The organism is Hyphomicrobium denitrificans 1NES1 (assembly GCF_000230975.2).
GTDB lineage: Bacteria > Pseudomonadota > Alphaproteobacteria > Rhizobiales > Hyphomicrobiaceae > Hyphomicrobium_B > Hyphomicrobium_B denitrificans_A.
The window spans coordinates 962358-987450 of record NC_021172.1 but is presented as its reverse complement, the minus strand read 5'-3'; the positions used below and the strand labels follow the sequence as shown (position 1 = coordinate 987450).

The window sequence follows — 25093 nt, the reverse complement described above, 5'->3', positions numbered from 1 at the left end:
CCGTCCCGCTCACCTTTCTGATTATCGTCCTCAGCGCCCGGCCATCGCGTCGGGCGCTTTCGTTTTGAAGGATCACGAGCGTTAACAGGAGAGCGAGAGGCCGGCCGGGAGGGGTTTGAGCCGATCGGGATCGAGAGAGAGCGCCCGTCGGCTCGGCCCGCACCCGCTCTCCCGAGGTTCCCTTCATGACGACTGTTTCCCGCGTCGCGGCCGCCTGTGCGGCTGCGCCATCGCCCACATCCGCATCTGCCGGCATCCTCCAGGCCGCGCGGCTTCTCCTTCCCGATCTCGAACGCGGACGGCGCATCGACGCCGGTGTCCTGCGGTTCGCAATGGAGACAGCCTTCGGCGCTTCCGATGCCGTCGGCGCATGGGACTGGAAGACTGCCTACGATGCTTGTGAGGCGGCCACCGTCCTGTTCCTGCGCAAATACGGTAAGGCGCTTTTACGCAAAGCCGACTCTCCGGCTTCACGACTTGCCGCACTGACGAAGATCGCCGGCCTTCTGCCCACCCACACGCGGCGTTCCGAGGAGAGCCAGGCGCTCCAACAATTCTCGACGCCGATCGCGCTCGGTCTCGCGGCCTGCACCGCAGCCGCCATTACCTCGACTGACCGCGTGCTGGAGCCCTCCGCCGGCACTGGGCTCCTCGCCATCCTGGCTGAGATCGCCGGCGGCGCGCTCGTGCTGAACGAGCTGGCCGATACTCGCGCCGCGCTCCTCGACCACCTCTTTCCCGGCATCACCGCCAGTCGCTTCGATGCAGCGCAGATCGACGATCATCTCGACGCTGCGGTAACGCCAACAATCGTGCTGATGAACCCGCCATTCTCCGCAATCGCGAATGTCGATCGCCACATGGCCGACGCTGCTTATCGTCACGTCGCCTCGGCGCTAGCGCGTCTCGCCATTGGTGGGCGGCTCGTGGCAATCACCGGCGCCAATTTCAGTCCCGAGACGCCGGCCTGGCGCGATGCCTTCGCCCGCCTCCAGGAGCGCGGCCGCATCGTGTTCACCGCGGCGATCGATGGCGCAGTCTATGCCAAGCATGGCACGACGACCGAGACCCGCCTCACCGTCATCGATCGTGTGCCGGCGCCTGACCCGGCGTGGTTTCCACCGTCCGCAGGGAGCGCGCCCGATGTGGCGACGCTGCTCGCCTGGATCGCAGAGCACGTCCCGCCACGACGCTCGATCACCACGACGCTCCGCACGGCGCCGGTGGCGAATTCCGCAACCCCGCGTACCGTTCGCGGCCATCTCGCGCGTGCCGCAGCGCGGCCAGCGGCGGCGGCCATCGCCGAGCCCGAAGGTGTCGAGCTTGCCTGCGAGACCGTGGACTGGACGCCGCCCGAGGGGAGCCGTCTCACGGATGCGCTTTATGAAGCATACGTCCTTCAGTCGATCCGTATTCCCGGCTCTCAGGCGCATCCAACGAAGCTGGTGCAGTCTGCGGCGATGGCCTCGGTCGCGCCACCCCAACCCTCGTATCGGCCGCATCTCCCGGCAACTCTCATCACCGATGGCCTGCTGTCCGACGCGCAGCTCGAGAGCGTCATCTACGCCGGCGAGGCCCATGCCGATTTCCTCGCCGGGTCGTGGGCGGTTGATGAGACTCTCGACCTCGTCACCGCCACGCGCGACGATGCGGAGAACGCCGTCCGCTTTCGCCGTGGCTGGTTTCTCGGCGATGGCACCGGCGCCGGCAAGGGCCGCCAAGTCGCCGGCATCCTCCTCGACAATTGGCTGAAAGGCCGGCGGCGCGCCGTCTGGATCAGCAAGTCCGACAAGCTGATCGAGGACGCGCAGCGCGACTGGTCGGCGCTCGGCATGGAGCGGCTCCTCGTGACGCCGCTCTCGCGCTTTCGCCAGGGCACGCCGATCCGGCTCGCGGAAGGCGTCCTATTTGCGACCTATGCCACGCTGCGCACCGACGAACGCGGCGAGAAGCTTTCGCGCGTCCGGCAGATCGTCGAATGGTTGGGCTCCGGTTTCGATGGAGTGATCATCTTCGACGAGTCGCATGCGATGCAGAACGCCGTCGGCGGCAAAGGCGAGCGCGGCGAGCAGGCGCCGTCGCAGCAGGGACGCGCGGGCCTCAGACTCCAGCACGCCCTGCCGAACGCTCGCGTCGTCTACGTCTCAGCGACCGGCGCGACGACGGTCCACAACCTCGCTTATGCGCAACGCCTCGGCTTGTGGGGCGGCGAAGATTTTCCTTTCGCCACGCGCGCCGAGTTCGTCGAAGCGATCGAAGACGGTGGCGTCGCGGCGATGGAAGTACTGGCACGAGATCTCAAGGCGCTCGGCCTCTATGCGGCCCGCTCGCTCTCCTACGAAGGCGTCGAATACGAGCTCGTCGAGCACCAGTTCACGCCGGAGCAGATCCGCATCTACGATGCCTATGCCGGCGCCTTCTCGATCATTCACAACAATCTCGACGCGGCGATGCGCGCGGCCAACATCACGGGCGAGACCGGTACGCTGAATGCCCAGGCGAAGTCCGCCGCGCGGTCCGCTTTCGAGAGCGCCAAGCAGCGCTTCTTCGGCCATCTGCTCACATCGATGAAGACGCCCTCGCTGATGCGCTCGATCGAGCGCGATCTCGAGGCGGGCCATGCCGCCGTCATCCAGCTCGTCTCGACCGGCGAGGCGCTGATGGAGCGCCGGCTCGCGGAAATCCCGACCGAGGACTGGGGCGACGTCCAAGTCGATATCACGCCGCGCGAGTACGTGCTCGACTATCTCGCCCACTCTTTCCCGGTGCAGCTCTACGAGCCGTTCACCGACAGCGAAGGCAATCTCTCGTCCCGGCCCGTCTATCGCGACGGCCAGCCGGTCGAGAGTCGCGATGCTGTCGCACGCCGCGACCGGTTGATCGAAAAGCTCGCCTCGCTCCCGCCCGTGCCGGGCGCACTGGACCAGATCGTCCAGCGCTTCGGCACCGATACGGTCGCCGAAGTCACCGGCCGCTCGCGGCGCGTCATCCGCAAGGGTGATCGGCTGCAGGTCGAAAACCGCGCCGCCTCGGCGAACCTCGCCGAGACCGCCGCCTTCATGGATGACGCCAAGCGCATCCTCGTCTTCAGCGACGCCGGCGGCACCGGGCGCAGCTATCACGCCGAGCTGTCGGCGCGGAATCGCAGGTTGCGCATCCACTACCTGCTCGAACCCGGATGGAAGGCGGATGCCGCCATCCAGGGCTTAGGCCGCACGAACCGCACCAACCAGGCGCAGCCGCCGCTGTTCCGGCCAATCGCGACGGACGTGAAGGCGGAGAAGCGCTTTCTCAGCACGATCGCGCGCCGTCTCGACACGCTGGGTGCGATCACGCGCGGCCAACGCCAAACCGGCGGCCAGGGCTTGTTCAGGCCCGAGGACAATCTCGAAAGCCATTACGGTCGCGACGCGTTGCGCCAGCTCTACATGCTGCTGGCGCGCGGCAAGGTCGAAGGCTGCTCGCTTCAGACCTTCGAGGACTCGACCGGCCTCAAACTCACGGACGCGAACGGCATCAAGGACGAGCTGCCGCCGATCACCACCTTTTTGAACAGATTGCTGGCGTTGACCATCGACCTGCAGAACGTGCTGTTCACCGCGTTCGAGCAGTTGCTCACCGCGCGCATCGAGGGCGCGATCGCGTCCGGTACATACGACGTCGGTTTGGAGACGCTGCGGGCCGAAAGCTTCGTCGTCACCGATCGACGCACGATCTACACCCATCCCGGCACCGGCGCGGAGACTCGGCTACTCACCATCACCGAGCGCCAGCGCAACCATCCTGTCACGCTGGACGAGGGGCTCGATAGGCTCTCCGATCCGCGCGCCCTGCTCCTCATCAACGAGCGTTCCGGCCGTGCCGCCGTTCAGGTCCCGGCGCCGAGCCTCATGCTCGACGACGGCGAGATCGAGCGGCGCGTGCGGCTGATCCGACCGATGGAGAATCACAGCCTGCCGCTAAAGGCGATGGCGGAAAGCCACTGGACAGAGGCCGACCGCGGGCGCTTCGCCGCGGCATGGGCCGCTGAACTCGGCGAAGTGCCCGAGTTCACCGACAGCACCGTCCATGTTGTAGCGGGGTTGCTCCTGCCGATCTGGAAGCGGCTGCCGAACGAGTCGACACGCGTCTACCGGCTTCAGACCGATGCCGGCGAGCGGATCATCGGCCGCAAGGTTTCGCCTGCCTGGGTAGCGACCGCGCTCGCCGCGGACGCATTGACGCTGACCCCCGAGAATGCCTTTGCCGCCCTCCTGGAGGGGCGGACCGTCTTCGACCTCGCCGAAGGTCTGCAGCTCCGCCGAGTCCGCGTCATGGGCGCCGAGCGCATCGAGCTGTCGGGTTTCAACGACACGATGCGCGACCGGCTCAAAGTCTACGGCCTCTTCCACGAGATCATCTCGTGGAAGCTGCGCATGTTCGTGCCGACCGACGCTACGGGCGCCGCGGTCTTGGCGCGGGTGCTCGACCGCTATCCCGTCGAGCGCATCGCCGAACGGGAGGCCGCGTGATGCCGCGCGACGCCTCCGAACTGGCAGGGCGCCTCGGGCGTGAGGCCGAGGCGGTGTGCCGCCACTATCTCTCCAATGGCCACCGCGAAGGCCGCTACTGGTTGGTGGGCGACGCGCGCAACACACATGGACGCTCCATGTTCGTCCGCCTCAAGGAGTCGCCGAAAGGGCCGGCCGGCAAATGGACCGACGCCGCCACCGGCGAGCACGGCGATCTGCTGGACGTCATCCGCGAGAGCTGCGGTCTCCTCGACTTCCACGATGTCGCCGACGAAGCCCGCCGCTTCCTTAGCCTGCCACGCATCGAAACGGAGCCTCGGCCGAAACAGCCGCGACTGCCCGCGCAAATCGGCTCGCCGGACGCGGCACGACGGCTCTTCGCCATGTCGCAGCCGGTGATGCGCACACTCGTAGAGACGTATCTCCGGAATCGTGGCATTACGCCTTTGCACGAAGATGGCGCGCTGCGCTTCCATCCGCGCTGCTACTACCGGCCCGACGAGCATTCGCCGACCGAGACCTGGCCTGCGATGATCGCGCGCGTCACCGATCTCGATGGGCGCATCACCGGCGCGCACCGCACTTGGCTTGATCCCTACGGTTTCGACGTCGTGCGGCTCGGCAAGGCGCCGATCGACACGCCGCGACGCGCGATGGGCGATCTCCTTGGCAACGCCGTGCGCTTCGGCGTGGCGAACGACGTGCTCGCCGCCGGCGAAGGCATCGAGACCATGCTGTCGCTGCGCTGCGTGCTGCCAACACTGCCGATGGCCGCTGCCCTGTCGGCCAACCACCTCGCAGCGCTTATGCTCCCGCCGACGCTGCGCAGGCTCTATATCGCGCGCGACAATGATGCGGCCGGCGAAGTGGCCGCGATGGCTCTGACCGAACGCGCCGAGGCAACTGGCGTCGAGACGATCGTGTGGATACCCAGGCGCGGCGACTTCAACGAGGATTTACGCGCCTTTGGCCTCGATGCGCTTCGGGCAGCCTTGCGGATTCAGTTCGTCCCCGAGGATGTCGCCCGCTTCATGCTCTTGATGTCGGCCGAGACGGGCTGAGCAGCAGCAGTTCGAGTGTCCCCATGGCCGGTCGGGCGAGGCCGAAGTGCCGCACAGAGTCCGCGCCCTGGCCTTCTAGAGGGCGATCGGACGGCAGCCGGCCCCGCCCGGCAATGGCTGCGCCCGGCTATTTTCCGCCGGCCCTCTCGGGCCTTTGCATCGCGAGGCAAAATAGCCGGGCTTCGCCATCCTCCGCTGACGCTGCGGCCCTGCGCTGCGCTCCGGGTTCTGGGCCGCGCCGCCCGCCGTCTGGTGATCGCCACGAAGGCCGCGATGGGCGCGGCCGATCCGGCAAAAAGGGCCTCACCATGACGACCGACCACGACGACACCGAATTCGAACCGCCGCACAGCTCATCCCCGACCGACCATGTCCTCAACGAGCTTCAGCTCTACGGCTACCGCCCCTTCCAGGACGAGCCCGATCCGAGGCCGCTTCCCGAAGGCAACGCGGTGGCCGGCGCCATCGCCGACATCTTCGACGCCCTGGTCTCGACCCTGAACGACACCCGTCTCGAACCAGACCTCGAGGACTTGCTCTGGTCGACCGTCAATCTCTTCCACCGCGCTGTCGAACGCATCGAGCGCGAACTCGACGACAACGAGCTGGCGCAGCAGCGAAGCCAGCGCGAGCAGAACGGCTCGGAGGTGCAATCCGTCGAACTCGAGCGGCTCACCACCGAGGGTCTCACGCTGGCCGAGCGCCGCAACTGCATGGAGCTCTTCCGCGACCAGGCCGCCGAGCGCTTCGAAACGCACACCGCCACGCCCTGGCGTCCCCGCTCAGGATCGCAGGTCAGCCATCGCACGCTCACCGCCGCGATGATCGACAGCCGCGACTTCCTGGCCGCCAAGCGGCGCGCCGAGACGGACGTGATGCTGCCGCCCGGGCCGAAGATCGCGCTCACCGGCGGGCTCGACTTCAACGATCACCGCCTCATCTGGGATCGGCTCGACAAGGTCCACGCCAAGCACCCCGACATGGTGCTGCTCCACGGCGGCTCACCGAAGGGCGCCGAACTCATCGCAGCCAAATGGGCGAGCAACCGCAAGGTGCCGCAGATCGCCTTCAAGCCCGACTGGACGAAGCACGCGAAGGCCGCTCCATTCAAGCGCAACGACGCGATGCTCGCGATCCTGCCGATCGGCGTCCTTCACTTCCCGGGCACGGGCATCCAGGACAACCTCGCCGACAAGGCGAAGAAGCTTGGCATTCCGGTCTGGAAATTCGGCGCGGGCGGCGCATGACGCGCCGCCACCCCACGACAGGCAACCCGATCCCGCCGCATCGCTCTCGCAAGATGGGCTGCCCTCGGCTATAATTCGGACCGCGCCGCGGTGGTGGTGGAAGGCGCGACCGTCACATCTTTTGTCACGGAGGCTTCCACCATGCTTGTCATCGGACTCATCCTCAGCATGTTCGGGATCGGCCTGTTTTGCTGGCTGATCTTCACGCTTGCTGTTTACGCGCTACCGTTCTTCATCGGGCTTACCGCTGGTATGGCCGCGTTTCACAGCGGCGCCGGCGTCCTGGGCGCATTCCTTGTCGGCATCGTGACCGGCGCCGTCACGCTGGCAATCGGACAGATCGCGTTCGCCGTGGTTCGCCCGCCAGTGCTTCGCGCCGTCATCGCCGCCGCCTTCGCCATTCCCGCCGCGATTGCCGGCTACCATGCTGTCCTCGGTCTCTCGCAGATCGGCGTGCCCTCGCTTGTCTGGCGCGAGGTGTTCGCCTGGATTGGGGCGCTCTTCATCGGCGGCACGGCTTGGGCGCGGATGACAGTGTTCGCGGAGCCCCTTCCGTTGCGACCGGGCGGGGCATCACAGAACGAGCCTCAGCCACTTCTCACTGGCGCGACGCGACAGGGTTAGACCTTCGCCGTCTCGGCAACCGATCCCTTGGTGATCAGGCGCTGACAGATCATGTGCTGAGTTCCCGATGCAGCGACTCACTTCGGAGAGGCGCTTCCCTCTATGCAGTCGCGATCGATCGCCCACCAGTGAATCGCTGTCCGGAGCGTTGCTGAGCGGCTGTTCCGCGAATAGCAATCCCGCCTTTTCCTGCGCCACGGTTTCTTTCTCTACGCCTGAACCGTCCGACATCTTGTGCGGGACAACCGACATCCGCCACGTCTTCTCCTGAGGATGCTGTTCAGCGCACGGACGCACCTGGCCTCTTGATGGCCTGATCTGGCCGAAGAGCGGCTGCGCCTCGATCGCCTGAGCCGCAACGTCGGCGGATCGACTTTCTTCCCCTGGGCTAAAGCCCATTCCTCGCGAAACAAGAAAGTCTCACCGCCGACATCCTCCGCTGCGCTCCGGCCCGCGAGCGGGTGCGTCGTCGATCGTCCTCGGCCTGTCGATCGCCATCGAGGCCGCGGTGGTCGCGGGCTCGAAACAGCCAAGGAGAAATGACATGGCCAACATCGGTTCCTTCAAGAAGGTCGGCAGCGACTTCCAGGGCGAGATCGTCACCCTGAGCGTGCAGGCCAAGGGCGTCCGCATCGTCGCCGAGACCAACCGCTCCAACGACAACGCTCCGAGCCACCGCGTCTACGTGGGCCGGGCCGAGATCGGGGCCGCCTGGTCGAAGCGCTCCGAAGAGGGCCGCGACTACCTCTCACTCAAGCTCGATGATCCCTCGTTCAACGCGCCGATCTACGCGAACCTGTTCGATGACGAGGACGGCGAAGGCTACACCCTGATCTGGTCCCGTCCGCGCAAGAACAACGACTGAGGCCGTTCCGCCAATGCCCCGCCCGGCTCCACCGGGCGGGGCTTTCGCGTAGCCAAGCAATTTCAGAGCCTGCCTTCCACGAGATGACGGCCATGCTGAGCGGAAAGCGAATCCTCGTCGCCGAGGACAATGAATGGATTGCCGCTGGACTCGTCGACGCGATCATCGGTTGCGACGGCGTTGCACTCGGCCCAGCACAGACCACCACGGCGGCCCTCGCGCTTATCCTTGAGCTTCCCGACGGAGCCATTCTCGACGCCAACCTGCTAGACGGTCCGATCACTCCGGTCGCCCGCGCGCTCTGCGACAAGTCAGTCCCACTGGTGATATTCACAGGACTGGGCCTCCCCCCGGATCTCCAAAGGTTACACCCAGACATCGTCGTTATTCTCAAGCCGGCGCCTTATGAGACCGTCATTCGCGCGATTGCAGCGCACATCCGCGAACGCTAACGCCCCCTCGGTGCGCCTTAGCGCTTCGCTCCCCGGTGGCGCGAATCGGCGACCGCCCGGCGGCGCCCAAACGACCCTACTTGCCGCCCGATTCGGGCCAAAGACGGCGTTGAAGCGCGCAAAGGCGACTATTATAGTCGTTTTCCTGGTTTGCGCAGATCGTCTGTCGGAGGTGATCATGGATGATCACCGGCCGACAAGTTCGGGCGGCGCGAGCCTTGCTGAATTGGAAGCAGGAAATGCTCGCCGAGAAAGCCCTCGTGGCGCTGACCGCGCTTAAGCGCCTGGAGTCCGAACGCGGCCTCCCGGTGCACGAGGGCACGCGCGATCAGGTCCGCCGCGCGCTGGAAGGCGCGGGCGTCCTGTTCGTCGAATCCGACCGGGGTCGCGGTGTCATGCTCCTCAACGAGCCGCCCGCCGCTCCTGCGCGGCGAGCATCACGCGTTCGAATCTGAAACGCTGCTACGCTCGCGGAGCATGGACACCGACCGACCTTGATGGATTCGCGCTTGATGCATACGCCACCGCTCGATCCCCTTGTCGCAGACGCGGCGCCAACCGATGGCATCCTTACGGGCTATGACGAGCAGCACCTCGTCACCTATCTGCGCCTGTTGGACGCCGCCGAGGATGGCGCCGACTGGCAGGAAGTCGCGAAGCTGGTGTTGCACATCGATCCAGCATCCGAGCCGGCCAGGGCGCGGCGCGCCTGGGAAACCCACCTGGCGCGGGCCCGCTGGATGACGGAGCACGGCTACCGCCATCTCCTGCGCGGTGGCGCTCCCCACTGAATTTGGTTCCTTGCCGCGGCGGCAACGCCCGTTGCGGGTCTGGACGGTAGCGATTTCGCTTCTCTCAACCGAATCTTCCGAGAGACGCCGGGGAGCGTGTCGATCGGAGGAGTGATCGCTTATGCCTCGTGCCGAATGGCGTTCACGGGCAGCTTATGACGACCTGCGGTCCTTGGACGCGCCCGGTTTCGCATGGCAGTTCCTAAACCGAAACCTCGACTTCGAGCGCGACTGGAAGAGGCTCGAGAGAGCGAGCGAACACCGGTCCCTTGCCGCTATCGAGCTCGATCGCTTCGCCGAGCGCTGGGGGGTGCGATTTCACGACGGGCGAAGCCAGCCAAGTTCTTCATCCCCTCTGGACGGTGGCGAGCCTGCCGAGCGTAATCCCGATAAGTTCTCTCCCGCTTGGTCTCGCAGGTTCAGACCGCAAACGTAACGCCGTCTCACTCGACCCGGCGCTTGCCGAGGACGGGCCCACGCGGCTGATCCAACGGCGCGGCACCGTGTTCCGACTGCACATCCTCGAAGCGCACGGCGAGCACACCCCTTGCGTTGTTCTGCCGCTTGACGAGCTCTTCGAGGTGCGCGCCGCAGCGGCGATCCGCCTGTGGCATGGTTTGACCGGACGCGCCTTAGGCCGAAACCCGGCAGAATTGCCCGCCGCGCGCCGCGAACGCCTCGTGCTCGCGCTGCGCGCGCTCGACGGCCGGCTCGACAAGGCAAGTTACCGAGACATCGCCGAGGCGCTCTTCGGTAGCAGTCGAATGCCGGATCGCGGCTGGAAAACCCACGACATTCGCGATCGGACCGTGCGCCTGGCGCGCCTCGGCTTCTCGTTGATGCAGGGCGGCTACCGTCGCTTGCTGCTTTATCCATTCCGAGGCCGAACCTAGCCGCTCTCGGCAGGGGTGGCGATCTCGCTACCCCACGACTTCGCCATCCCCCTGGGCGCACGCCGTCCGCCACCGTGATCCGAGACAGCCGCTGTCACTCGGCAGCCCTCAACAGGATCACGGAGGTATCCCTTGTCCACCAATCTCGCCGGCCTGCCACCGCGCTACTTGCGCACGCCCGAGGCCGCGCGCTTCGTCGGCCTTTCCATCCGCACGCTTGAGAAGCACCGCATCTACGGCACCGGGCCGCGCTATTCGAAGCTCGGCGGCCGCGTCGTCTACGCGGTCGACGATCTGCAGAGCTGGGTCCAATCCGCCGCCAAAGCGTCGACGTCCGACCCCGGCAAGGTCGTCGTGCTGCCGGCGCGGCGCCATACGCCGGCCGAACTCGAGCAAGCCCGCCATCCACGCCGCTGACAGAACTCATGTCGCGGCGGCACCTCACTCGATCAGAGCGCGAGCAGCTCGAATTGTTTCGAGCCCTACCGGGCAATCTCGCGCCACGCGACGCGCAAGACCTCATGGCATATCCATTCTTCTCGCTCGCCAAGACGCATCGCATCACGCCAATCGATTATCGGATGAACGACATCGCCATCCGCGTCGAAGCCGTGCCCGAGCACGGCATGGCCACCATCTGGGATGCAGACGTTCTGATCTGGGCCGCCAGCCAGATCGTCGAGGCACGCGACGCCGGTCTGCGCACTTCGCGCCTCATGGCCGCCACGCCCTACGAGATTCTCACCTTCATCGGCCGCGGTGTCAGCGCACGCGACTACCATCGGCTCAAAGCGGCGCTCGACCGCCTGCAATCCACCACTGTCGCCACCACGCTGCGCCAGACCAGCGAGCGGCGCATGCACCGCTTCTCCTGGATCAACGAATGGACCGAACGCGCCGACGCGCACGGACACGCCGACGGCATCGATCTCATCGTGCCCGACTGGTTCTATCGCGCCGTCCTCGACGATGCGCTCGTCCTCACCATCGATCGCGAATATTTCGCGCTGACCGGCGGCCTCGAGCGCTGGCTTTATCGCATCGTGCGCAAGCACGCTGGCAGACAGCGCGCAGGTTGGCGGTTCGACCTCCGGCATCTCTACGCCAAGTCGGCGAGCCTCTCGCCGTTCAAGCGCTTCGCCTTCGAGCTGCGCGATATCGCACGCCGACAGCCGCTGCCAGGCTATCGCGTCGCCGTCGAGTGCGACCGCACCGGACGCGAGTTGTTGGTCTTCGCCCCGGGCACCTTATCCACAGGCGCTTGTGGACAGCCTGTTGATGGCGTCGTGCCTTCAGGAACCCAGGACCGCGTGCCATCAGGAACCGGCATCGCGTGCTATCAGGAACCCGGGGCGGTATTTTCCGCTGGAAATTCCGTCACTTGCGAGCCACCTAACTTAGACTCTAACCAAGAAGAATCTAACTCTTCTGATGTTGGACGCGACGCCGATCGGTGGAAAACCGCCGACGGGAGCAGGCGATGATCGTCGCGCTGCTCAACCAGAAAGGCGGCGTCGGTAAGACGACGCTCGCGCTGCATCTCGCCGACCAATGGGCCCGGCAAGGAAAGCGGATCACGCTCATCGACGCCGATCCGCAAGGCTCGGCCCTCGATTGGTCCGAGCAGCGTGCGCGCCGCTGTTTCGACCGCCTGTTCGGCGTCATCGGCCTGGCGCGCGACACGCTGCATCGCGAGGCGCCCGAGCTCGCCCGACATTCCGATCACGTTGTCATCGACGGCCCACCGCGCGTCGCCGCCTCGCTGCGCTCGGCGCTCCTCGCCGCCGATCTCGCGCTGATTCCGGCGCTGCCGTCACCATTCGACGGCTGGGCGTCCGCCGAGATGCTGGCGCTGATCGCCGAAGCGCGGGTCTTCCGCCCGGCACTCCGCGCGCGCTTTGTCCTCAACCGCTGTCCGGCGCGTACCGTCATCGCCCGCGAAACGGCTGAGAGCCTGGCCGAACACGATCCGCCGGCGCTCGCGGCGCGGATCGGCCAGCGCATCATCTTCGCCGAGGCGGCGCAGACCGGTCAGCTCGTGTTCGAACGCGACGACGGCAGCCTCGCCACACGCGAGATCGCAACACTGGCGTCGGAAATCGAGAGGCTTGCGCCATGACCGCGCGCGACCGTAACAGCGGCTTCGCAGCGCGGCCGCGCGATGCCGAGAGCTGGATCAGGAGCCCCGATCCATCCTCGTCGGCCAGCATCGCCGCAGACCTTTACACCGCCCGCCTCACTGTCGACATCACGCCGGCGCTCCGCGGACGCATCAAGATCGCCGCCTTCCAGCGCGGCATCACCGTCGCCGACATGCTGCGCGACCTGCTCGCGCGCGAATATCCCGACACCGATGGAGATCGTCCGTGAGAGTCGATCCCAACACGGCGCGCGCACCGCGCCCTGACGCCGGACCGCTGCACACCGACGTAGAGCTGACCTGGCTCGAGGGGCGCATCGAGCACTGGATCCGCTTCGGCCATGACTGCGGCGAGACGATCCTCGATCGCCGCCGACGCATCCTGCGCTTTGCACCGGGCAGCGTCTTCGCATTCGTCCGATGGGCGTCCAACGACTTCGGCACGATCGTCTCGCGCATCGACATCGTGCGCGCGATCGACCGGGGCGAAACCTATCAGACGCTGCCCTTCGTCCGTCCGGGCGGCGAGATTCTGCTGCGGATCAGCGGTTGGCCCAAGGTCGAGCGCGTGCTGCAGGCGATCGACGCCGTGGAGGCGCTTGACATCGATGCTGCCGATGCCGCGCCCGACCATTGGCGCCATCTCCACAACCGCCTCGTCGCCGGCGAGCCACCGCGGCCCTACAGCCGCGACCAGCACCGCGCATGGCTGCTGCGCCGAAGGCTTACTCCATGACGCGCTTCGGCTTCGCCATCACTACCTGCGCCGTGGTGCTGTTCGTGGGGCTGACGAGCGTCTTTCATCCCGCGCCGAAGCTGCTGTGGAACGCCAGCTCCAGCGTGCCGATCGGGCTCTACGCCTTGCGGCGCGCGCTTCCGCTCCATGTCGGCGAACTCGTCGTAGTCACGCCGCCCCAATCACTCGCGCAATTCTTCGCGTCGCGCCATTACTTGCCGCTCGGCGTGCCGCTGGTGAAGCACGTCCTCGCGCTTCCCGGCCAAACCGTCTGCCGCACCGGGCGAGCCATCACCGTGGATGGCATCACCGTGGGCGAGGCACTCGAACGCGATCGCTTCGGCCGCGCTCTGCCCGACTGGCAGGGCTGCCGCGCGCTCACGTCTGGCGAAGTCTTCGTCATGAACACTGTGCCGGCCGACTCCCTCGACGGTCGGTATTTCGGGCCACTGCCACTCACCACCATTGTCGGCCGGGCCGATCCGATCTGGACGCGCGAGGAGAACTGACCATGCCTCGACCGTCCTCACACTCAGCGGGCATCCAGTCCTCCGGGGCTTGCGTCCCTTCCTTCTTCCCGGCCATCGCCGCGCATCCCGCTCACCGTTCCGGCTCACATCATGCACGCCGCTTTCGCCGCCATCTGCATGTCGCGGTCGCGCTGGTGCTGTTCGCCGCGCACGACATCGCCAACGCGCAGACCGTACCGGCCGCGCAATCGACCGTGCCATCGAAGAGTGATCGGATTGAGCGTTTCGTCGCGGAAGCCGCGCTGCGTTTCGGCATTCCAGCGTCTTGGATCAAAACCATCATGCAGGCCGAAAGTCGCAGTGACGTGCGCGCCGTGTCGCCCAAGGGGGCGATGGGGCTGATGCAGATCATGCCGCAGACGTGGGCCGACTTGCGGTCGCGCTACGGCCTTGGCGCCGATCCCTTTGATCCGCACGACAACATTCTCGCGGGTTCGGGGTATCTTCGCGAGCTGCACGATCGCTACGGCGCAGCCGGCTTCCTCGCTGCCTATAATGCCGGCCCTGGACGCTACGAAGACTACCTTGCGAGCGGCCGTCCACTGCCGGTGGAGACGCAAGCCTACGTCGCCGCGCTCGCACCGTTGCTGCGCGACGATGGGTCGGCGCCGGCCAACGTCATCACCGCCATCATCCGGTCCTGGACCAGTTCGCCGTTGTTTCCGATGCGCGCGAACGACGGCTCAAGCGCAAGCGCAGTGTCGTCCGGTGACATCGGCAAACGTCGGTCCATGCCAAGGCCGGCGACGGATTGGACGGGCCTTGCGCCCTCATCCGTAGGCCTGTTTGCGCCCTTGTCGGCGCATGAGCCCAGGCTATGAACTGCCTTTGGTCTCATCGGTCTCTGGCGGGTCGTCGGACAGGTTTGGGTGGGGGCGCAGGGGAGCGGAGGCAACCAACCCACGGACGGCAAGGGAAAAGGCCGGCCCGCGGTCCGGCATATGTGGTTGGGAAGATTGAGGAATTTGCCAACGTCGCCAACACCCCCTGCTGGCGCTTTCGCCCAATAGTCCAAGGATTTCAAGCATCCGAGCGCCGTCGCCTCGGCTCGGCCTGGGGCGCAGGGCCATGACGACGCGCGACGACGACCTGCGCGTCCGGCCTGGGCGCATCAATCACGGCAATCGTGGCGCCAAGCGCCCGCAGACTTTTGTCGGCGAGGTCATGCGGGCCGCGAAGAAGGCCGGGCATGTCGGCAACAGCTTTCGATCGAGCCAGGGCCGGAGCCGGTCCCGGTTCGGCCGCGGTCGCCGGGCGGCGGTCTCGATCCGGCTGCGATCGAATGCCCGCCGCGTGGTGATGAAAGCGCGCGTCGTCCGACACCAGGGGGCGCGCTTCCGATCGGCACCGCTGCCGAAGCACATCGCCTACCTCAAGCGGGAGGGCGTAACACGCGACGGCGAGGACGCGCGCATGTTCGATGCCGCCTCCGACACAGCCGACGAGCGCGCCTTCGCCGAACGGTGCGAGGACGATCGGCACCACTTCCGCTTCATCATCTCGCCGGAGGATGCGGCCAAAATCGGCGACCTCAAGACGTTCACGCGCGAGCTGATGCGCGACGTCGAGAAGGATCTCGGCACCAAGCTCGACTGGGTCGCGGTCGATCACTGGAACACGGATAACCCGCACGTCCATGTCCTCCTTCGGGGCCGCGCCGATGACGGCCAGGACCTGGTCATCAGCCGTGAATATATCAGCTGCGGCTTCCGTGATCGTGCCGCCGAACGCGTCACGCTGGAGCTCGGCCCGCGCAACGAGCAGGAGATCCGCACCGCGCTCCAGCGTGAGGTGGAGTCGGAGCGTTGGACGAGTCTCGACCGCGGATTGCGCGACATCGCGGATGAGTGCGGCGGCGTCGCCGACTTGAGGCCCGGGCCGAACGCCGAGGACCCGGAGCTACGCCGGCTGTTGCTCGGCCGCGCGGCCAAGCTCGAACGCTTTGGCTTGGCCGATCCGGTCGGTCCGGCGTGCTGGACGTTGAAGCCTGGGCTCGAGCAGACGCTGCGCCAGCTCGGCATCCGCGGCGACATCATCAAGACCATGCACCAGGCCATGACCGCCGATGGACATGAACCGGACGTCAGCACCTTCGCTCTGCACGGCGAGGATCCGTCAGACCCGGTGCTGGGCAAACTCATCAAGCGAGGCCTCGACGACGAACTCAAGGGATCGGCCTATGCGATCGTCGCGGGCATCGATGGACGCACGCATCATCTCCGGTTCAATGACATCGAGCTGACCGGCGACGCGCCCGCCGGTGCGATCGTCGAAGCGCGGGTCTACGACGACGCGAACGGGCGGCGCCGCCTGTCGCTCGCGACCCGTTCCGACCTCTCGATCGAGACGCAGGTATCCGCGTCCGGCGCAACCTGGCTCGACCGGCAGCTCCTCGCGAAGGATTCACCGCTTAGCGGTGGTGGGTTCGGCGCCGAGGTCCGCGACGCGATGGAGGCGCGTATCGATCATCTCGCCGAAGAAGGCCTCGCAAGGCGGCAAGGACAGCGTGTCGTCTTCGCACGCGAACTCCTCGCCACGCTGCGACGGCGGGAGTTGGAAGACGCCGCAGCGAAGCTATCTGCCGAGACGGGTCTCGCCCATCAGCCAGCGGCCGAAGGCGAGCATGTGTCGGGCGTCTATCGGCAGCGGCTGACGCTCGCCTCCGGCCGTTTCGCCATGATCGACGACGGACTCGGTTTCCAGCTCGTGCCATGGCGGCCGGCATTGGAGAAGGAGCTCGGCCGCCAAGTCAGTGGCGTACTAACGCCAGGAGGGAGCGTGGATTGGAATTTTGGAAAGCGCCGCGGGCTTGGGCTGTAGGTGTCCGATGTCCAGCCCTGAGTCGTCCGTGCTCCAACCTTGAGTTTCACCCAGCGCAGCAGGATAGCTTCGCAACGTCCTTGCCAAACGACAGAGCCGCGAGCTTCAAGCCTTCGACTGTGGTCAGATACGGAAAGATCGTGTCCGTGAGGTCGTCGACGGTGAGCCCCTGCCGGATCGCAAGCGCCGCAGTCTGGATGCTGTCGGCCCCTTCCGGGGCGAGGATATGTGCGCCGAGCAGCAGACCGCTACCGGCGTCAGTGACGAGCTTGATGAGGCCGCGGGTGTCCCGAGCGGCGAGTGCGCGCGGCACCTGGTCGAGACCGATCGTCGAGACCCGAACGGCATGCCCCGCCGCGCGCGCCGCAGCCTCGGTCAGGCCGACGCTCGCCACTTGTGGGTCGGTGAACACGATGGCCGGCATCGCCGCGTTGTCGTATCGCAGGCTGTCGCCATTGAGGGCGTTTTTGGCCGCGAGCTTCGCGCCGTAGGCGGCCATATACACGAACTGATCCCGGCCCGTGACGTCACCGGCGGCGTAGATCCCTGCGCGGGTCGTACGCATGCGGTCGTCGATGATGATCGCGCCTTTCGGCGAGAGCGAGACGCCGAACTCGGACAAACCCAGGCCATCGATGTTGGGCGCGCGCCCCGTGGCGACCAGGACTTTCTCCGCATCGATGATCACGTTGCGGCCGTCGCACACGATCTCGAGAGCCACGCCGCTCTCGGTTTTTCGGATCGCGCGATAGGCGATACCCGAAACGACCTCGATCTCCTCGTCGGCGAAATAGCCGGTCAGCGCCGTGCCGATCTCCGGCTCGGCCTCCGGCAAAAGGCGGGAGCGACAGACCAGCGTCACCTTGACACCGGCGCGGGCGAACATCTGGGCGAGCTCCACGCCGATGTAACCCCCGCCGACCACCACCAGCGACCGGGGTAACGCGTCGAGATCGAGCGCGGTCGTGCTGGTCAAATAGGGAATGGTCTCGATGCCGGGAATGACGGGCGCCGCCGGTCGCGCCCCAGTCGCGATGATGATCTTGCCTGCGGCTATGTGGGCGTCTCCCACCTCGACGCCGCCTTCGACAAGACGCGCAAAGCCTTCGCGATAGGCGATGCCGTTATAGGCACGTAGCAGGTCGGCATATTTGGCTTGGCGCAACCTGGCGACGAGGTCGTCCTTCTGCCGTACGGTCGCGCGCCAATCGGCGAGTTCCGCATGCGCTGAGACACCGGCGAAACGCGCCGTGACGCGCGCGTTGTGCAGCGTCTCCGCCGCGCGGATCAGCGTCTTCGACGGCACGCAGCCGATATTGACGCAGGTTCCGCCGATCGTGCCGTGGCCGATCAGCGCGACATTCGCGCCCTGGTCGGCGGCGGTGATCGCGGCCGAGAACCCGGCCGAGCCGGCACCGATGACGACAAGATCGTAGGCACCACCATTGCGCCCGCTCGCACGGATACGACGGTTCGGCATTGGGCCGTTCGTTGGTGTTCGATCGGCCGACGCCGACTGTGAAATGCTGCGTGTTTCGGCGTTGCTGTCGACGTCCTGCACCGCATCGACGCCGGCGAGGCTCGGCCCGAAGAGCGCCCGGCCGGCTTCCAGCCCTTCCTCAATCGACAGCCGAAATCCGGCCTCGTCCGCATTCTGTTCACGATACCATGCGGAGAGATGATCGTCCGAACAGAAGAAGGCTGTCGTCGCACATAGTGAGTTCGCGGCGCACGCGCCTTCATAGCGCACGCTTTGCCACATGACCGCGCTCCGCGGCTCGACCTGGGCTAGCGCCTGACCCTTGTCCCGCGTGGTGATCCGGATCGCCGCACCGCAATGACGGCAGCTCGATGTGATCGCGATATCGCGGCCGGTCATGGCGCCGACGCCGAGCGCGTCAACCGCACACATGGCATTGAGAACGCGCCCATCAAGGGTGACCCGATGGCCCGTGCGCTGGTCGGCGAACGGATACGCGCCGACGATCCGCTCCTCGTCGAGAACGACCAGGTCGCGACGGCGGAGGTCTTCGAGCAGCGGCCGAACGGCGGTCTCACTCATCCCTGCGCGCTTCGCAATCGCGCCCGTGGTCGGAGCTCGTCCACCTTCAGCATAGAGCTGAAGCAGCGCGACACGGACACGATCGGTGGCGGGGTCGTAACCGCTCCAGCGATTGAGCACATGATCCGACCCGATCATCGCCAGCAGGGTGTGTTTAACCACGGGCGAGATCACCGCCGACCAGTCCGGAAACGTCACGCCGGGCCGCACGGTGTAGTTTGGCCGTGCCGCCGATGCGGACACGACAAACTTGTCTTGGGACGCCGATGATGCGCAGCAATCGTTCATGTGTTTGACTTTCGTTTTGCGCTTTCGAGCGCGCAGCAATCGACAGCGTCCGGGTCGATTGAGCGGCTGCGGCGATAGGCCCAGACCCCGGCCAGCCCTATCAAAGCGATGACAGCCACGATCGCGACAGAACCAGTGAGCGCGGACGCCGAGATCGCGACCGCCCCAATCGTCGCCAACAGAAAAGGTCCGGCGCAACAGAGGACAGCCAGACCGGCAACAACGATCGCGGCGATGGATTTTTCGGCGTTCATCTCGGACATCCGGTCCCGACGCGGCCCTCCATCAGCTTTTCGATGGCTTCGAGATTTCCGCCGGATATCCCTGGCCGGTAGTGGCCTTGATCATTGCCGCGGGCGAAGCCTGGGCGTCGTCAAATCTGATCGTGGCCCGCATGTCACCGTTGGCGTCGGCCTGCCCGACAGTCACGTTTGTCACGCCTTTGACGTGCTCCAGCGTGCTCTTGACGATCGACGGACACAGCGCGCAGTAGGCGTGATGAACGTTGAGGACCGTCGTGGCTTCCCCCGCATGAGCAGCGAACGGCGCGAGCAGCATTCCAAACGCGGCGAATATTCCGATCGTGGTTTTCATGTCTCTAGCCTTTCTTGGGATTGAACACTGGATGGCGATGGCGGAGCGGCTCTCCCGAGCCGGCGAGTGTCACTTCCGCGCTCATCGGACGCCGGCGCTTCAGAGGAAGTAGCGCGCGACATAGGGGAACCCGACAGCGAGCACGACCAGCGTCGCGGCACTCCAGAGGCCGATCTTCGCGATCCGGTCCGATTGAGGCGTGGCACAGTAGCCGTCCGCGCATGCGACCTGCCGCTTGCGCCGGAGGCGCCAGGCGCCGAAACCGATAAAGGCGAGCGAGACGCCCGCGAAGATCGGCTGATAGGGCTCGAGCGCGGTCAGGTTGCCGATCCAGGCGCCGCTGACGCCAGCCAAGAACAACGCGAAGGGAATGACGCAGCAAGAAGCCGCCCCGAGAGCGCCGAGGATGCCTCCGGCAGCGAGCAGGCGCGGGGTTCGATCCCCGTCTTGGCGCGCGGGCGCCACGGCCGTTGCCTGGGCTGGCCCAGCGCCGATTGCGGTTGGTGTATCGCTCATCTCAAAGCTCTCTGATTGCCCAAAACCTTGATTTTGGCCTAGGCTAAGGTCTGTAGCGGCTACAGGGTCAAGAGGCTTTTGCGATGCGCGATCAGAATTCGGCGAAGCGCCTTCAGCGCGCCGAGTTGGCCCGGCGGACAGGCGCCAATCTCGAAACCGTGCGCTACTACGAGAAGGTCGGCCTGCTCCCGCCACCACCGCGAACCGCCAGCGGCTATCGGAGCTATGACACGGCGCATGAACGCCGCCTCAGCTTCGTACTCAGGGCGCGGGAACTCGGATTCTCGCTCGAAGAGGTACGTGCCTTGTTGCGCCTGGTGGACGAGCGGGACCAGCCTTGTGCGGAGGCGAGTCAGCTCGCGGCAACTCACCTGGCGGACGTGCGAGCGAAGATCGCCGATCTGAGACGGATGGAAGGCGTGCTGAAGGAGGTCGTCGCGCAATGCGGCGATGGGACGCGCCCGGATTGTCCGCTGATCGAAACGTTGTTTCGCGAAATACCAAGTCCGCAAGCCAAACCGCGGAAGCCCGCTGGCGGTAAAAGTTAGCCGCTGTGGCGCCGCTTGAGCGCCTGTCCGATCCACGCTCTGCGCTATCCGACGCTACGATCAGCGCAACTTGGAACTTGCTGGCCGCGGTGCAGAACGGCCAGTTCTTCTGTCGCTATGAACGCGACCAAGATTCTCTGGGGCCAAATTCTTCTCGTCTGCGCTGTCGTCGTCCTCTTCCTCTGGGCAGCGACGGAGTGGACGGCTTGGCAGCTCGCCTTCCAGCCACGGCTCGGCCAGCCCTGGTTCACGTTAATCGGCTGGCCGATCTACCAGCCGCCAGCCTTCTTCTGGTGGTGGTTCGCCTATGACGCCTATGCCCACGACATCTTCGTCACCAGCGGCTTCATCGCGGGCGCTGGCGGCGTCGCGGCCTTCGTCGTGGCGGTTGCCATGTCGGTGTGGCGCGCGAGGGAGGTGAAGAAGATCACGACCTATGGCTCCGCACGCTGGGCGGAGGCGCGCGAGATCCGCAAGGCGGGGCTTCTCCATCCCGACGGTGTGCTGTTGGGCCGATGGGGCCGCGCCTACCTCCGCCATCATGGTCCGGAGCATGTGCTGTGCTTCGCGCCGACGCGCTCAGGCAAAGGTGTTGGTCTGGTGGTGCCGACGCTGCTCACCTGGCCCGGCTCCGCGATCGTCCACGACATCAAAGGCGAGAATTGGGGTTTGACCGCCGGCTGGCGCGCACGGTTCGGCCGCGCACTCCTGTTCGACCCGACCAACAGTCAGAGCGCCGCCTACAATCCGCTGCTCGAGGTACGTCGTGGCGAATGGGAAGTTCGTGACGTCCAGAATATAGCCGACGTGCTCGTCGATCCCGAAGGCGCGCTGGAAAAGCGAAACCACTGGGAGAAGACCAGCCACTCATTGCTCGTCGGCACGATCCTGCACGTCCTATACGCCGAGACCGACAAGACTCTTGCTGGCGTGGCCAACTTCCTCTCCGACCCGAAGCGTCCGATCGAGACGACGCTGCGCGCTATGATGACGACGCCGCATCTGGGACAGAAGGGCGTGCATCCCGTCGTCGCCAGCGCCGCACGCGAGCTGTTGAACAAGAGCGAGAACGAACGCTCGGGCGTCCTGTCGACGGCCATGTCGTTTCTCGGTCTCTATCGCGATCCGGTCGTTGCGGCGGTCACGCGACGCTGCGACTGGCGGATCCGCGATCTTGTCGAGGCCGATCGTCCCACGACGCTCTATCTTGTCGTTCCACCTTCCGATATCAGCCGGACCAAACCTCTGGTGCGTCTGATCCTCAACCAAATCGGGCGGCGCCTGACAGAAGAGCTGGACTCGAAACGCCGCCGGCATCGGCTGCTGCTCATGCTCGACGAGTTCCCGGCACTCGGCCGCCTCGACTTCTTCGAGTCGGCTTTGGCGTTCATGGCCGGCTACGGGCTGAAGAGCTTCCTCATTGCCCAGAGTTTGAACCAGATCGAGAAGGCCTACGGGCAGAACAACTCCATTCTCGACAATTGCCATGTGCGGGTGAGCTTCGCGACCAATGACGAACGCACTGCCAAGCGCGTGTCCGATGCACTCGGTACGGCGACCGAGCTGCGCGCGATGAAGAACTACGCCGGCAGCCGGTTGAGCCCGTGGCTCGGTCACTTGATGATTTCACGACAGGAGACGGCGCGGCCGCTCTTGACCCCGGGCGAAGTGATGCAGCTTCCACCTGACGACCAGCTAGTTCTGGTGTCCGGCTGCGCTCCCATCCGGGCGAAGAAGGCGCGGTATTTCGAGGACCCGGAAATGCAGGCGCGTATCCTTCGACCACCGGCGTTGACCAGGCCCACATCCCCGCCGGTCGAGAAGGATCATCCGATCGCGCATGAAGGTGAATGGGCCGGCCAGGTTGTCATCGTGCCGTCCGAGTCAGCGACGGAAGACCCCGCCAATGCTGGCATTCGACGCGAGCCGGAATTGCCCGACCACGAGGAAATCGTGCCGGAACCGAAGAAGCCGGCTCACGAGTTCGATCCCCTGGATGACGAGCCAGACGACGAGATCCAGCGCCAGCGCATCATGCAGCGCACGTTCGGCACCGTCGCGCGCCAGGTCTCACTCGACCCGGGCGATGACATGCAGATGTGACGCCCATGCGGAGTAAGCACACCTTTCGCCTTCCGCCTGACCTCGCAGTGAAGCTTGCGGACTACGCCGCCCGCAAGCGCGTGCCGCAGGCCTTGATCGTCGAGGCGGCTCTCGCATCGCATCTGTCGCCCGACGGCGCCGATCGTCTGGAAGCTGCACTGGCCCGTCGACTCGATCGCATGACACGGCAGATGGAACTGATCGAGCGCCACGTCACCATTTCGAACGAGGCGTTGGCCGTGTTCGTGCGCTTCTGGCTGACGAGCACACCCGCATTGCCGGACACTGCGCTTGCTGCCGCCCAGAGCAAGGGGCGCGAGCGCTACGACGGATTCGTCGAAGCACTTGGCCGAAGATTGGCGCGCGGCCGTAAGCTTGCCGACGAGATCAGTCGTGATGTCACTCAGATGGCGACTGACACCGATACGGAGCCTCGATAGTGGCCGCCTCGAATTTTCGGTCCCGGGCTGGAGCTTCCTTGGCGCCCGTACCGAAGAATGGCTGTACGAGTGGGGACGGACTGTTGATCCAAGCGACTGAATCATTCAGATCGTGTCATGAGTGCAAGTCAGCGCACACTACGCCCGAGCCAACGCCTTACCGCGCCAACGCCGAAACGCGATCACCGTCCACACCGCTTCGACAAGTCCGAACGGCCACGCGCCTTGCAGGAAGCCATACGTCGAGCCAAGAGCGCAGGCGACGGCGAATGCCAGAATGAACCAGTGACTTCGATCCTCAAGTGCATAGCAGATGAGCATCATCGTGACGGCAAATAGGCCAAAGAGCGTGAGCGGGTTCACGAGGGCCTGGCCAAGTCTTCGAGGATCGCGCAGTCGGGACCGGGCCCGCCCGCACACGACGCATCGCAGGTCGCGATGAAACCGGCGATACTTCGCTCCAGCCCTTTCAGTTCATTCAACTTGGCACGCACAGCCAGCAAATGCTCCTGCGCGACGTTTCGTGCATCCATGCACGATCGCTCGCGGTCCTGAACAAGCGCCACGAGCGATCTGACCTGTTCGATCGAAAAGCCAAACTCGCGGCAGCGACGAATGAACGTCAGCCGCTTCACATCTTCCTCGCCGTAGGCTCGTTGCCCACCCGCGTCCCGATCCGCCGGCCGTAACAGTCCGATCTCTTCGTAGTAGCGGATGGTTGGGGCATTTGTGCCCGTGCGTGCCGCCAGGGCTCCGATCCTCAGATGGGGCATCGTGCGGTCTCCTGAACTTACCTCTTGAACCTCAAGTTACTTGAGGGTCTACCCGTGGGCAAATGGAACCCGCCGGTCAAATCCTGCGCGGGCGCAACCGTGAAGGGAGAGGTGAATGCCATGACGAATGCCGGAAGGGCACCGATAGCCTGCACACTGAACCCGGGCGACTACAAGTCGCGTCTTGCATGGATTGCCGATCTCAGCCGCGATGCTTTGCGAAGCCAAACGCGCCGCGATCTACAATTGCAGCTGATTTATTCGGCCGATGCTGGGCAACGTGTTCGCGAGATGGTGCGAAAGGAGCAGGACTGCTGTGCTTTCCTGACCTTCCACCTAGACGAGAGCCCGGATGAAATCCGGCTCACAATCGAGGCACCAGAGAGCGCTCGCGACGCCGCCGACATGCTCTTCGACCAGTTCTTACCGTCCGCAGAAGCTCGCGCGGGCTGCGGTTGTTGCTAACGCCCTTGAACATCTGCAGAGGAGAAATCTCGTGCCGGAACAACAACAGCCGACGAACCTGGCCAGTGCCGGTGCCTTTGCCATCACCGCCGCAACGGGAGCTGCCGTGTGCGCGGCATGTTGCGTTCTGCCTTTTGCGCTTCCAGCCGTGGTGCTGGCCGGTGTTGGCAGCCTGCTTGCCTTGCTCGCGGGCGCGCTAGTCTGGGTCACTGCTTTAGCGGTCGTCGCCGTCGCGGGCGCCTGGGCATGGATCGGATGGCAGAGCCTACGATCAAGAAGTCGACCCGCTCAACGGACGCTCTGCGTAATGGGAAGCGCAACCGCGCTTGCCGCCATTGCGGTGATGTGGCCGCGGGTCGAACCAACTCTCATCCACATGCTCTTGCGATAAAGAGGGTGCAGGCACACCGTCCCGCAATGGCCCAGACCAAGCCGTCAGCAATCCGAGCTGAGGTCTGCAGAGGGACCCGTTCGAGCCACTCAAAGGCATCTGCCAGATGCCGCTTCCTCCCGAAGTCGAATTCGCAATGAACCGATCGTCGGGGACCTCATCGGCCTGAGTAACGATCCTACCGCCCGCCTGTATCTCTATCCCAGAGCCCTCCTGCCGCATCATCGTTGTTGCGAAGACCCA

The 25093-nt window shown here is 65.5% G+C and carries 28 protein-coding genes and 1 pseudogene; 23 read left to right on the top strand and 6 right to left on the bottom strand.

Annotated features, from left to right (window positions below; all coding sequences use genetic code 11):
* Window positions 1-185: 185 nt before the first annotated feature.
* From HYPDE_RS04730 to HYPDE_RS04650, 18 genes and pseudogenes are all read left to right on the top strand, one after another.
* Window positions 186-4511 (top strand): bifunctional class I SAM-dependent methyltransferase/DEAD/DEAH box helicase, encoded by a 4326-nt coding sequence (locus HYPDE_RS04730; RefSeq protein ID WP_015597237.1) that lies wholly within the window; start codon window positions 186-188, stop codon window positions 4509-4511.
* A complete protein-coding gene (locus HYPDE_RS04725) occupies window positions 4511-5572 on the top strand; it encodes a DUF7146 domain-containing protein (protein ID WP_015597236.1) in 1062 nt (353 codons plus the stop codon). The genes HYPDE_RS04730 and HYPDE_RS04725 overlap by 1 nt, the downstream gene beginning before the upstream one ends.
* A gap of 308 nt (window positions 5573-5880) precedes the next feature.
* A complete protein-coding gene (locus tag HYPDE_RS04720; protein WP_015597235.1) occupies window positions 5881-6819 on the top strand; it encodes a DUF2493 domain-containing protein in 939 nt (312 codons plus the stop codon).
* A 141-nt stretch (window positions 6820-6960) separates the two neighbouring features.
* On the top strand, window positions 6961-7443 hold the full coding sequence (locus HYPDE_RS04715; RefSeq protein WP_041320873.1) for a hypothetical protein: 483 nt from the start codon (window positions 6961-6963) through the stop codon (window positions 7441-7443).
* 544 nt (window positions 7444-7987) lie between these two features.
* Complete coding sequence (locus HYPDE_RS04710; RefSeq protein WP_015597232.1) at window positions 7988-8308, top strand: DUF736 domain-containing protein; 321 nt, start codon at window positions 7988-7990, stop codon at window positions 8306-8308.
* 92 nt (window positions 8309-8400) lie between these two features.
* Complete coding sequence (locus HYPDE_RS04705; protein ID WP_041320871.1) at window positions 8401-8760, top strand: response regulator; 360 nt, start codon at window positions 8401-8403, stop codon at window positions 8758-8760.
* A 182-nt stretch (window positions 8761-8942) separates the two neighbouring features.
* Entirely contained in the window at window positions 8943-9215 is a 273-nt protein-coding gene (locus HYPDE_RS04700; RefSeq protein WP_015597230.1) for a hypothetical protein, read from the top strand.
* Between the two features lie 57 nt (window positions 9216-9272).
* The gene (locus HYPDE_RS04695; RefSeq protein ID WP_015597229.1) at window positions 9273-9551 is read left to right on the top strand and encodes a DNA -binding domain-containing protein; all 279 of its coding nucleotides are present in this window, start codon (window positions 9273-9275) and stop codon (window positions 9549-9551) included.
* A gap of 121 nt (window positions 9552-9672) precedes the next feature.
* A pseudogene (locus HYPDE_RS19800) lies at window positions 9673-9813 on the top strand (transcriptional regulator domain-containing protein); the annotation flags it as partial.
* A gap of 7 nt (window positions 9814-9820) precedes the next feature.
* Window positions 9821-10444 carry a DUF2285 domain-containing protein gene (locus HYPDE_RS04690; RefSeq protein WP_015597228.1) on the top strand — a complete coding sequence of 208 codons (624 nt, stop codon included), beginning with the start codon at window positions 9821-9823 and terminating at the stop codon, window positions 10442-10444.
* Window positions 10445-10576: 132 nt separating this feature from the next.
* A complete protein-coding gene (locus tag HYPDE_RS04685) occupies window positions 10577-10861 on the top strand; it encodes a helix-turn-helix transcriptional regulator (RefSeq protein WP_015597227.1) in 285 nt (94 codons plus the stop codon).
* An 8-nt stretch (window positions 10862-10869) separates the two neighbouring features.
* A complete protein-coding gene (locus tag HYPDE_RS04680; protein WP_015597226.1) occupies window positions 10870-11928 on the top strand; it encodes a replication initiator protein A in 1059 nt (352 codons plus the stop codon).
* A complete protein-coding gene (gene parA / locus HYPDE_RS04675; RefSeq protein WP_015597225.1) occupies window positions 11925-12563 on the top strand; it encodes a ParA family partition ATPase in 639 nt (212 codons plus the stop codon). Before HYPDE_RS04680 ends, parA begins: the two co-directional genes overlap by 4 nt.
* Window positions 12560-12814: a hypothetical protein gene (locus tag HYPDE_RS04670; RefSeq protein ID WP_015597224.1), complete on the top strand. Its 255-nt coding sequence runs from the start codon at window positions 12560-12562 to the stop codon at window positions 12812-12814. The genes parA and HYPDE_RS04670 overlap by 4 nt, the downstream gene beginning before the upstream one ends.
* On the top strand, window positions 12811-13320 hold the full coding sequence (locus HYPDE_RS04665; protein WP_015597223.1) for a DUF2840 domain-containing protein: 510 nt from the start codon (window positions 12811-12813) through the stop codon (window positions 13318-13320). The genes HYPDE_RS04670 and HYPDE_RS04665 overlap by 4 nt, the downstream gene beginning before the upstream one ends.
* Entirely contained in the window at window positions 13317-13829 is a 513-nt protein-coding gene (locus HYPDE_RS04660; RefSeq protein ID WP_015597222.1) for a S26 family signal peptidase, read from the top strand. The genes HYPDE_RS04665 and HYPDE_RS04660 overlap by 4 nt, the downstream gene beginning before the upstream one ends.
* A 2-nt stretch (window positions 13830-13831) precedes the next feature.
* Complete coding sequence (locus HYPDE_RS04655) at window positions 13832-14671, top strand: lytic transglycosylase domain-containing protein (RefSeq protein ID WP_015597221.1); 840 nt, start codon at window positions 13832-13834, stop codon at window positions 14669-14671.
* Between the two features lie 247 nt (window positions 14672-14918).
* Window positions 14919-16670, top strand: coding sequence for a relaxase/mobilization nuclease domain-containing protein (locus HYPDE_RS04650; protein ID WP_015597219.1), 1752 nt, complete (start codon window positions 14919-14921; stop codon window positions 16668-16670).
* 46 nt (window positions 16671-16716) lie between these two features.
* Here HYPDE_RS04650 and merBA read toward each other — a convergent pair whose 3' ends face one another.
* The 4 genes from merBA to HYPDE_RS04630 form a co-directional block, all read right to left on the bottom strand.
* The gene (merBA, locus tag HYPDE_RS04645) at window positions 16717-19020 is read right to left on the bottom strand and encodes a bifunctional organomercurial lyase/mercury(II) reductase MerBA (protein WP_015597218.1); all 2304 of its coding nucleotides are present in this window, start codon (window positions 19018-19020) and stop codon (window positions 16717-16719) included.
* Window positions 19017-19274, bottom strand: a complete 258-nt coding sequence (locus HYPDE_RS04640; RefSeq protein WP_144061200.1) for a hypothetical protein — start codon at window positions 19272-19274, stop codon at window positions 19017-19019. Before HYPDE_RS04640 ends, merBA begins: the two co-directional genes overlap by 4 nt.
* Before the next feature lie 31 nt (window positions 19275-19305).
* Complete coding sequence (locus tag HYPDE_RS04635) at window positions 19306-19614, bottom strand: heavy-metal-associated domain-containing protein (protein WP_015597216.1); 309 nt, start codon at window positions 19612-19614, stop codon at window positions 19306-19308.
* A gap of 99 nt (window positions 19615-19713) precedes the next feature.
* Window positions 19714-20130 carry a mercuric transporter MerT family protein gene (locus HYPDE_RS04630; RefSeq protein WP_015597215.1) on the bottom strand — a complete coding sequence of 139 codons (417 nt, stop codon included), beginning with the start codon at window positions 20128-20130 and terminating at the stop codon, window positions 19714-19716.
* Between the two features lie 83 nt (window positions 20131-20213).
* On the opposite strand from HYPDE_RS04630, the gene HYPDE_RS04625 reads away from it, so the two are divergent.
* The 3 genes from HYPDE_RS04625 to HYPDE_RS04615 all read left to right on the top strand — a co-directional run bounded on the left by HYPDE_RS04625 (window position 20214) and on the right by HYPDE_RS04615 (window position 23221).
* Window positions 20214-20678: a MerR family transcriptional regulator gene (locus tag HYPDE_RS04625; protein WP_015597214.1), complete on the top strand. Its 465-nt coding sequence runs from the start codon at window positions 20214-20216 to the stop codon at window positions 20676-20678.
* A 117-nt stretch (window positions 20679-20795) separates the two neighbouring features.
* Window positions 20796-22781 (top strand): conjugal transfer protein TraG, encoded by a 1986-nt coding sequence (locus HYPDE_RS04620; RefSeq protein WP_015597213.1) that lies wholly within the window; start codon window positions 20796-20798, stop codon window positions 22779-22781.
* 5 nt (window positions 22782-22786) lie between these two features.
* A complete protein-coding gene (locus tag HYPDE_RS04615) occupies window positions 22787-23221 on the top strand; it encodes a hypothetical protein (protein WP_041319997.1) in 435 nt (144 codons plus the stop codon).
* A gap of 138 nt (window positions 23222-23359) precedes the next feature.
* On the opposite strand, the gene HYPDE_RS04610 is transcribed toward HYPDE_RS04615, so the two are convergent.
* On the bottom strand, window positions 23360-23584 hold the full coding sequence (locus tag HYPDE_RS04610; RefSeq protein ID WP_015597211.1) for a hypothetical protein: 225 nt from the start codon (window positions 23582-23584) through the stop codon (window positions 23360-23362).
* Window positions 23581-23994 carry a MerR family transcriptional regulator gene (locus tag HYPDE_RS04605; protein WP_015597210.1) on the bottom strand — a complete coding sequence of 138 codons (414 nt, stop codon included), beginning with the start codon at window positions 23992-23994 and terminating at the stop codon, window positions 23581-23583. The genes HYPDE_RS04610 and HYPDE_RS04605 overlap by 4 nt, the downstream gene beginning before the upstream one ends.
* Before the next feature lie 54 nt (window positions 23995-24048).
* On the opposite strand from HYPDE_RS04605, the gene HYPDE_RS04600 reads away from it, so the two are divergent.
* The gene (locus HYPDE_RS04600) at window positions 24049-24459 is read left to right on the top strand and encodes a hypothetical protein (RefSeq protein ID WP_015597209.1); all 411 of its coding nucleotides are present in this window, start codon (window positions 24049-24051) and stop codon (window positions 24457-24459) included.
* A 31-nt stretch (window positions 24460-24490) separates the two neighbouring features.
* Window positions 24491-24850, top strand: a complete 360-nt coding sequence (locus HYPDE_RS04595) for a hypothetical protein (RefSeq protein WP_015597208.1) — start codon at window positions 24491-24493, stop codon at window positions 24848-24850.
* Window positions 24851-25093 lie beyond the last annotated feature (243 nt).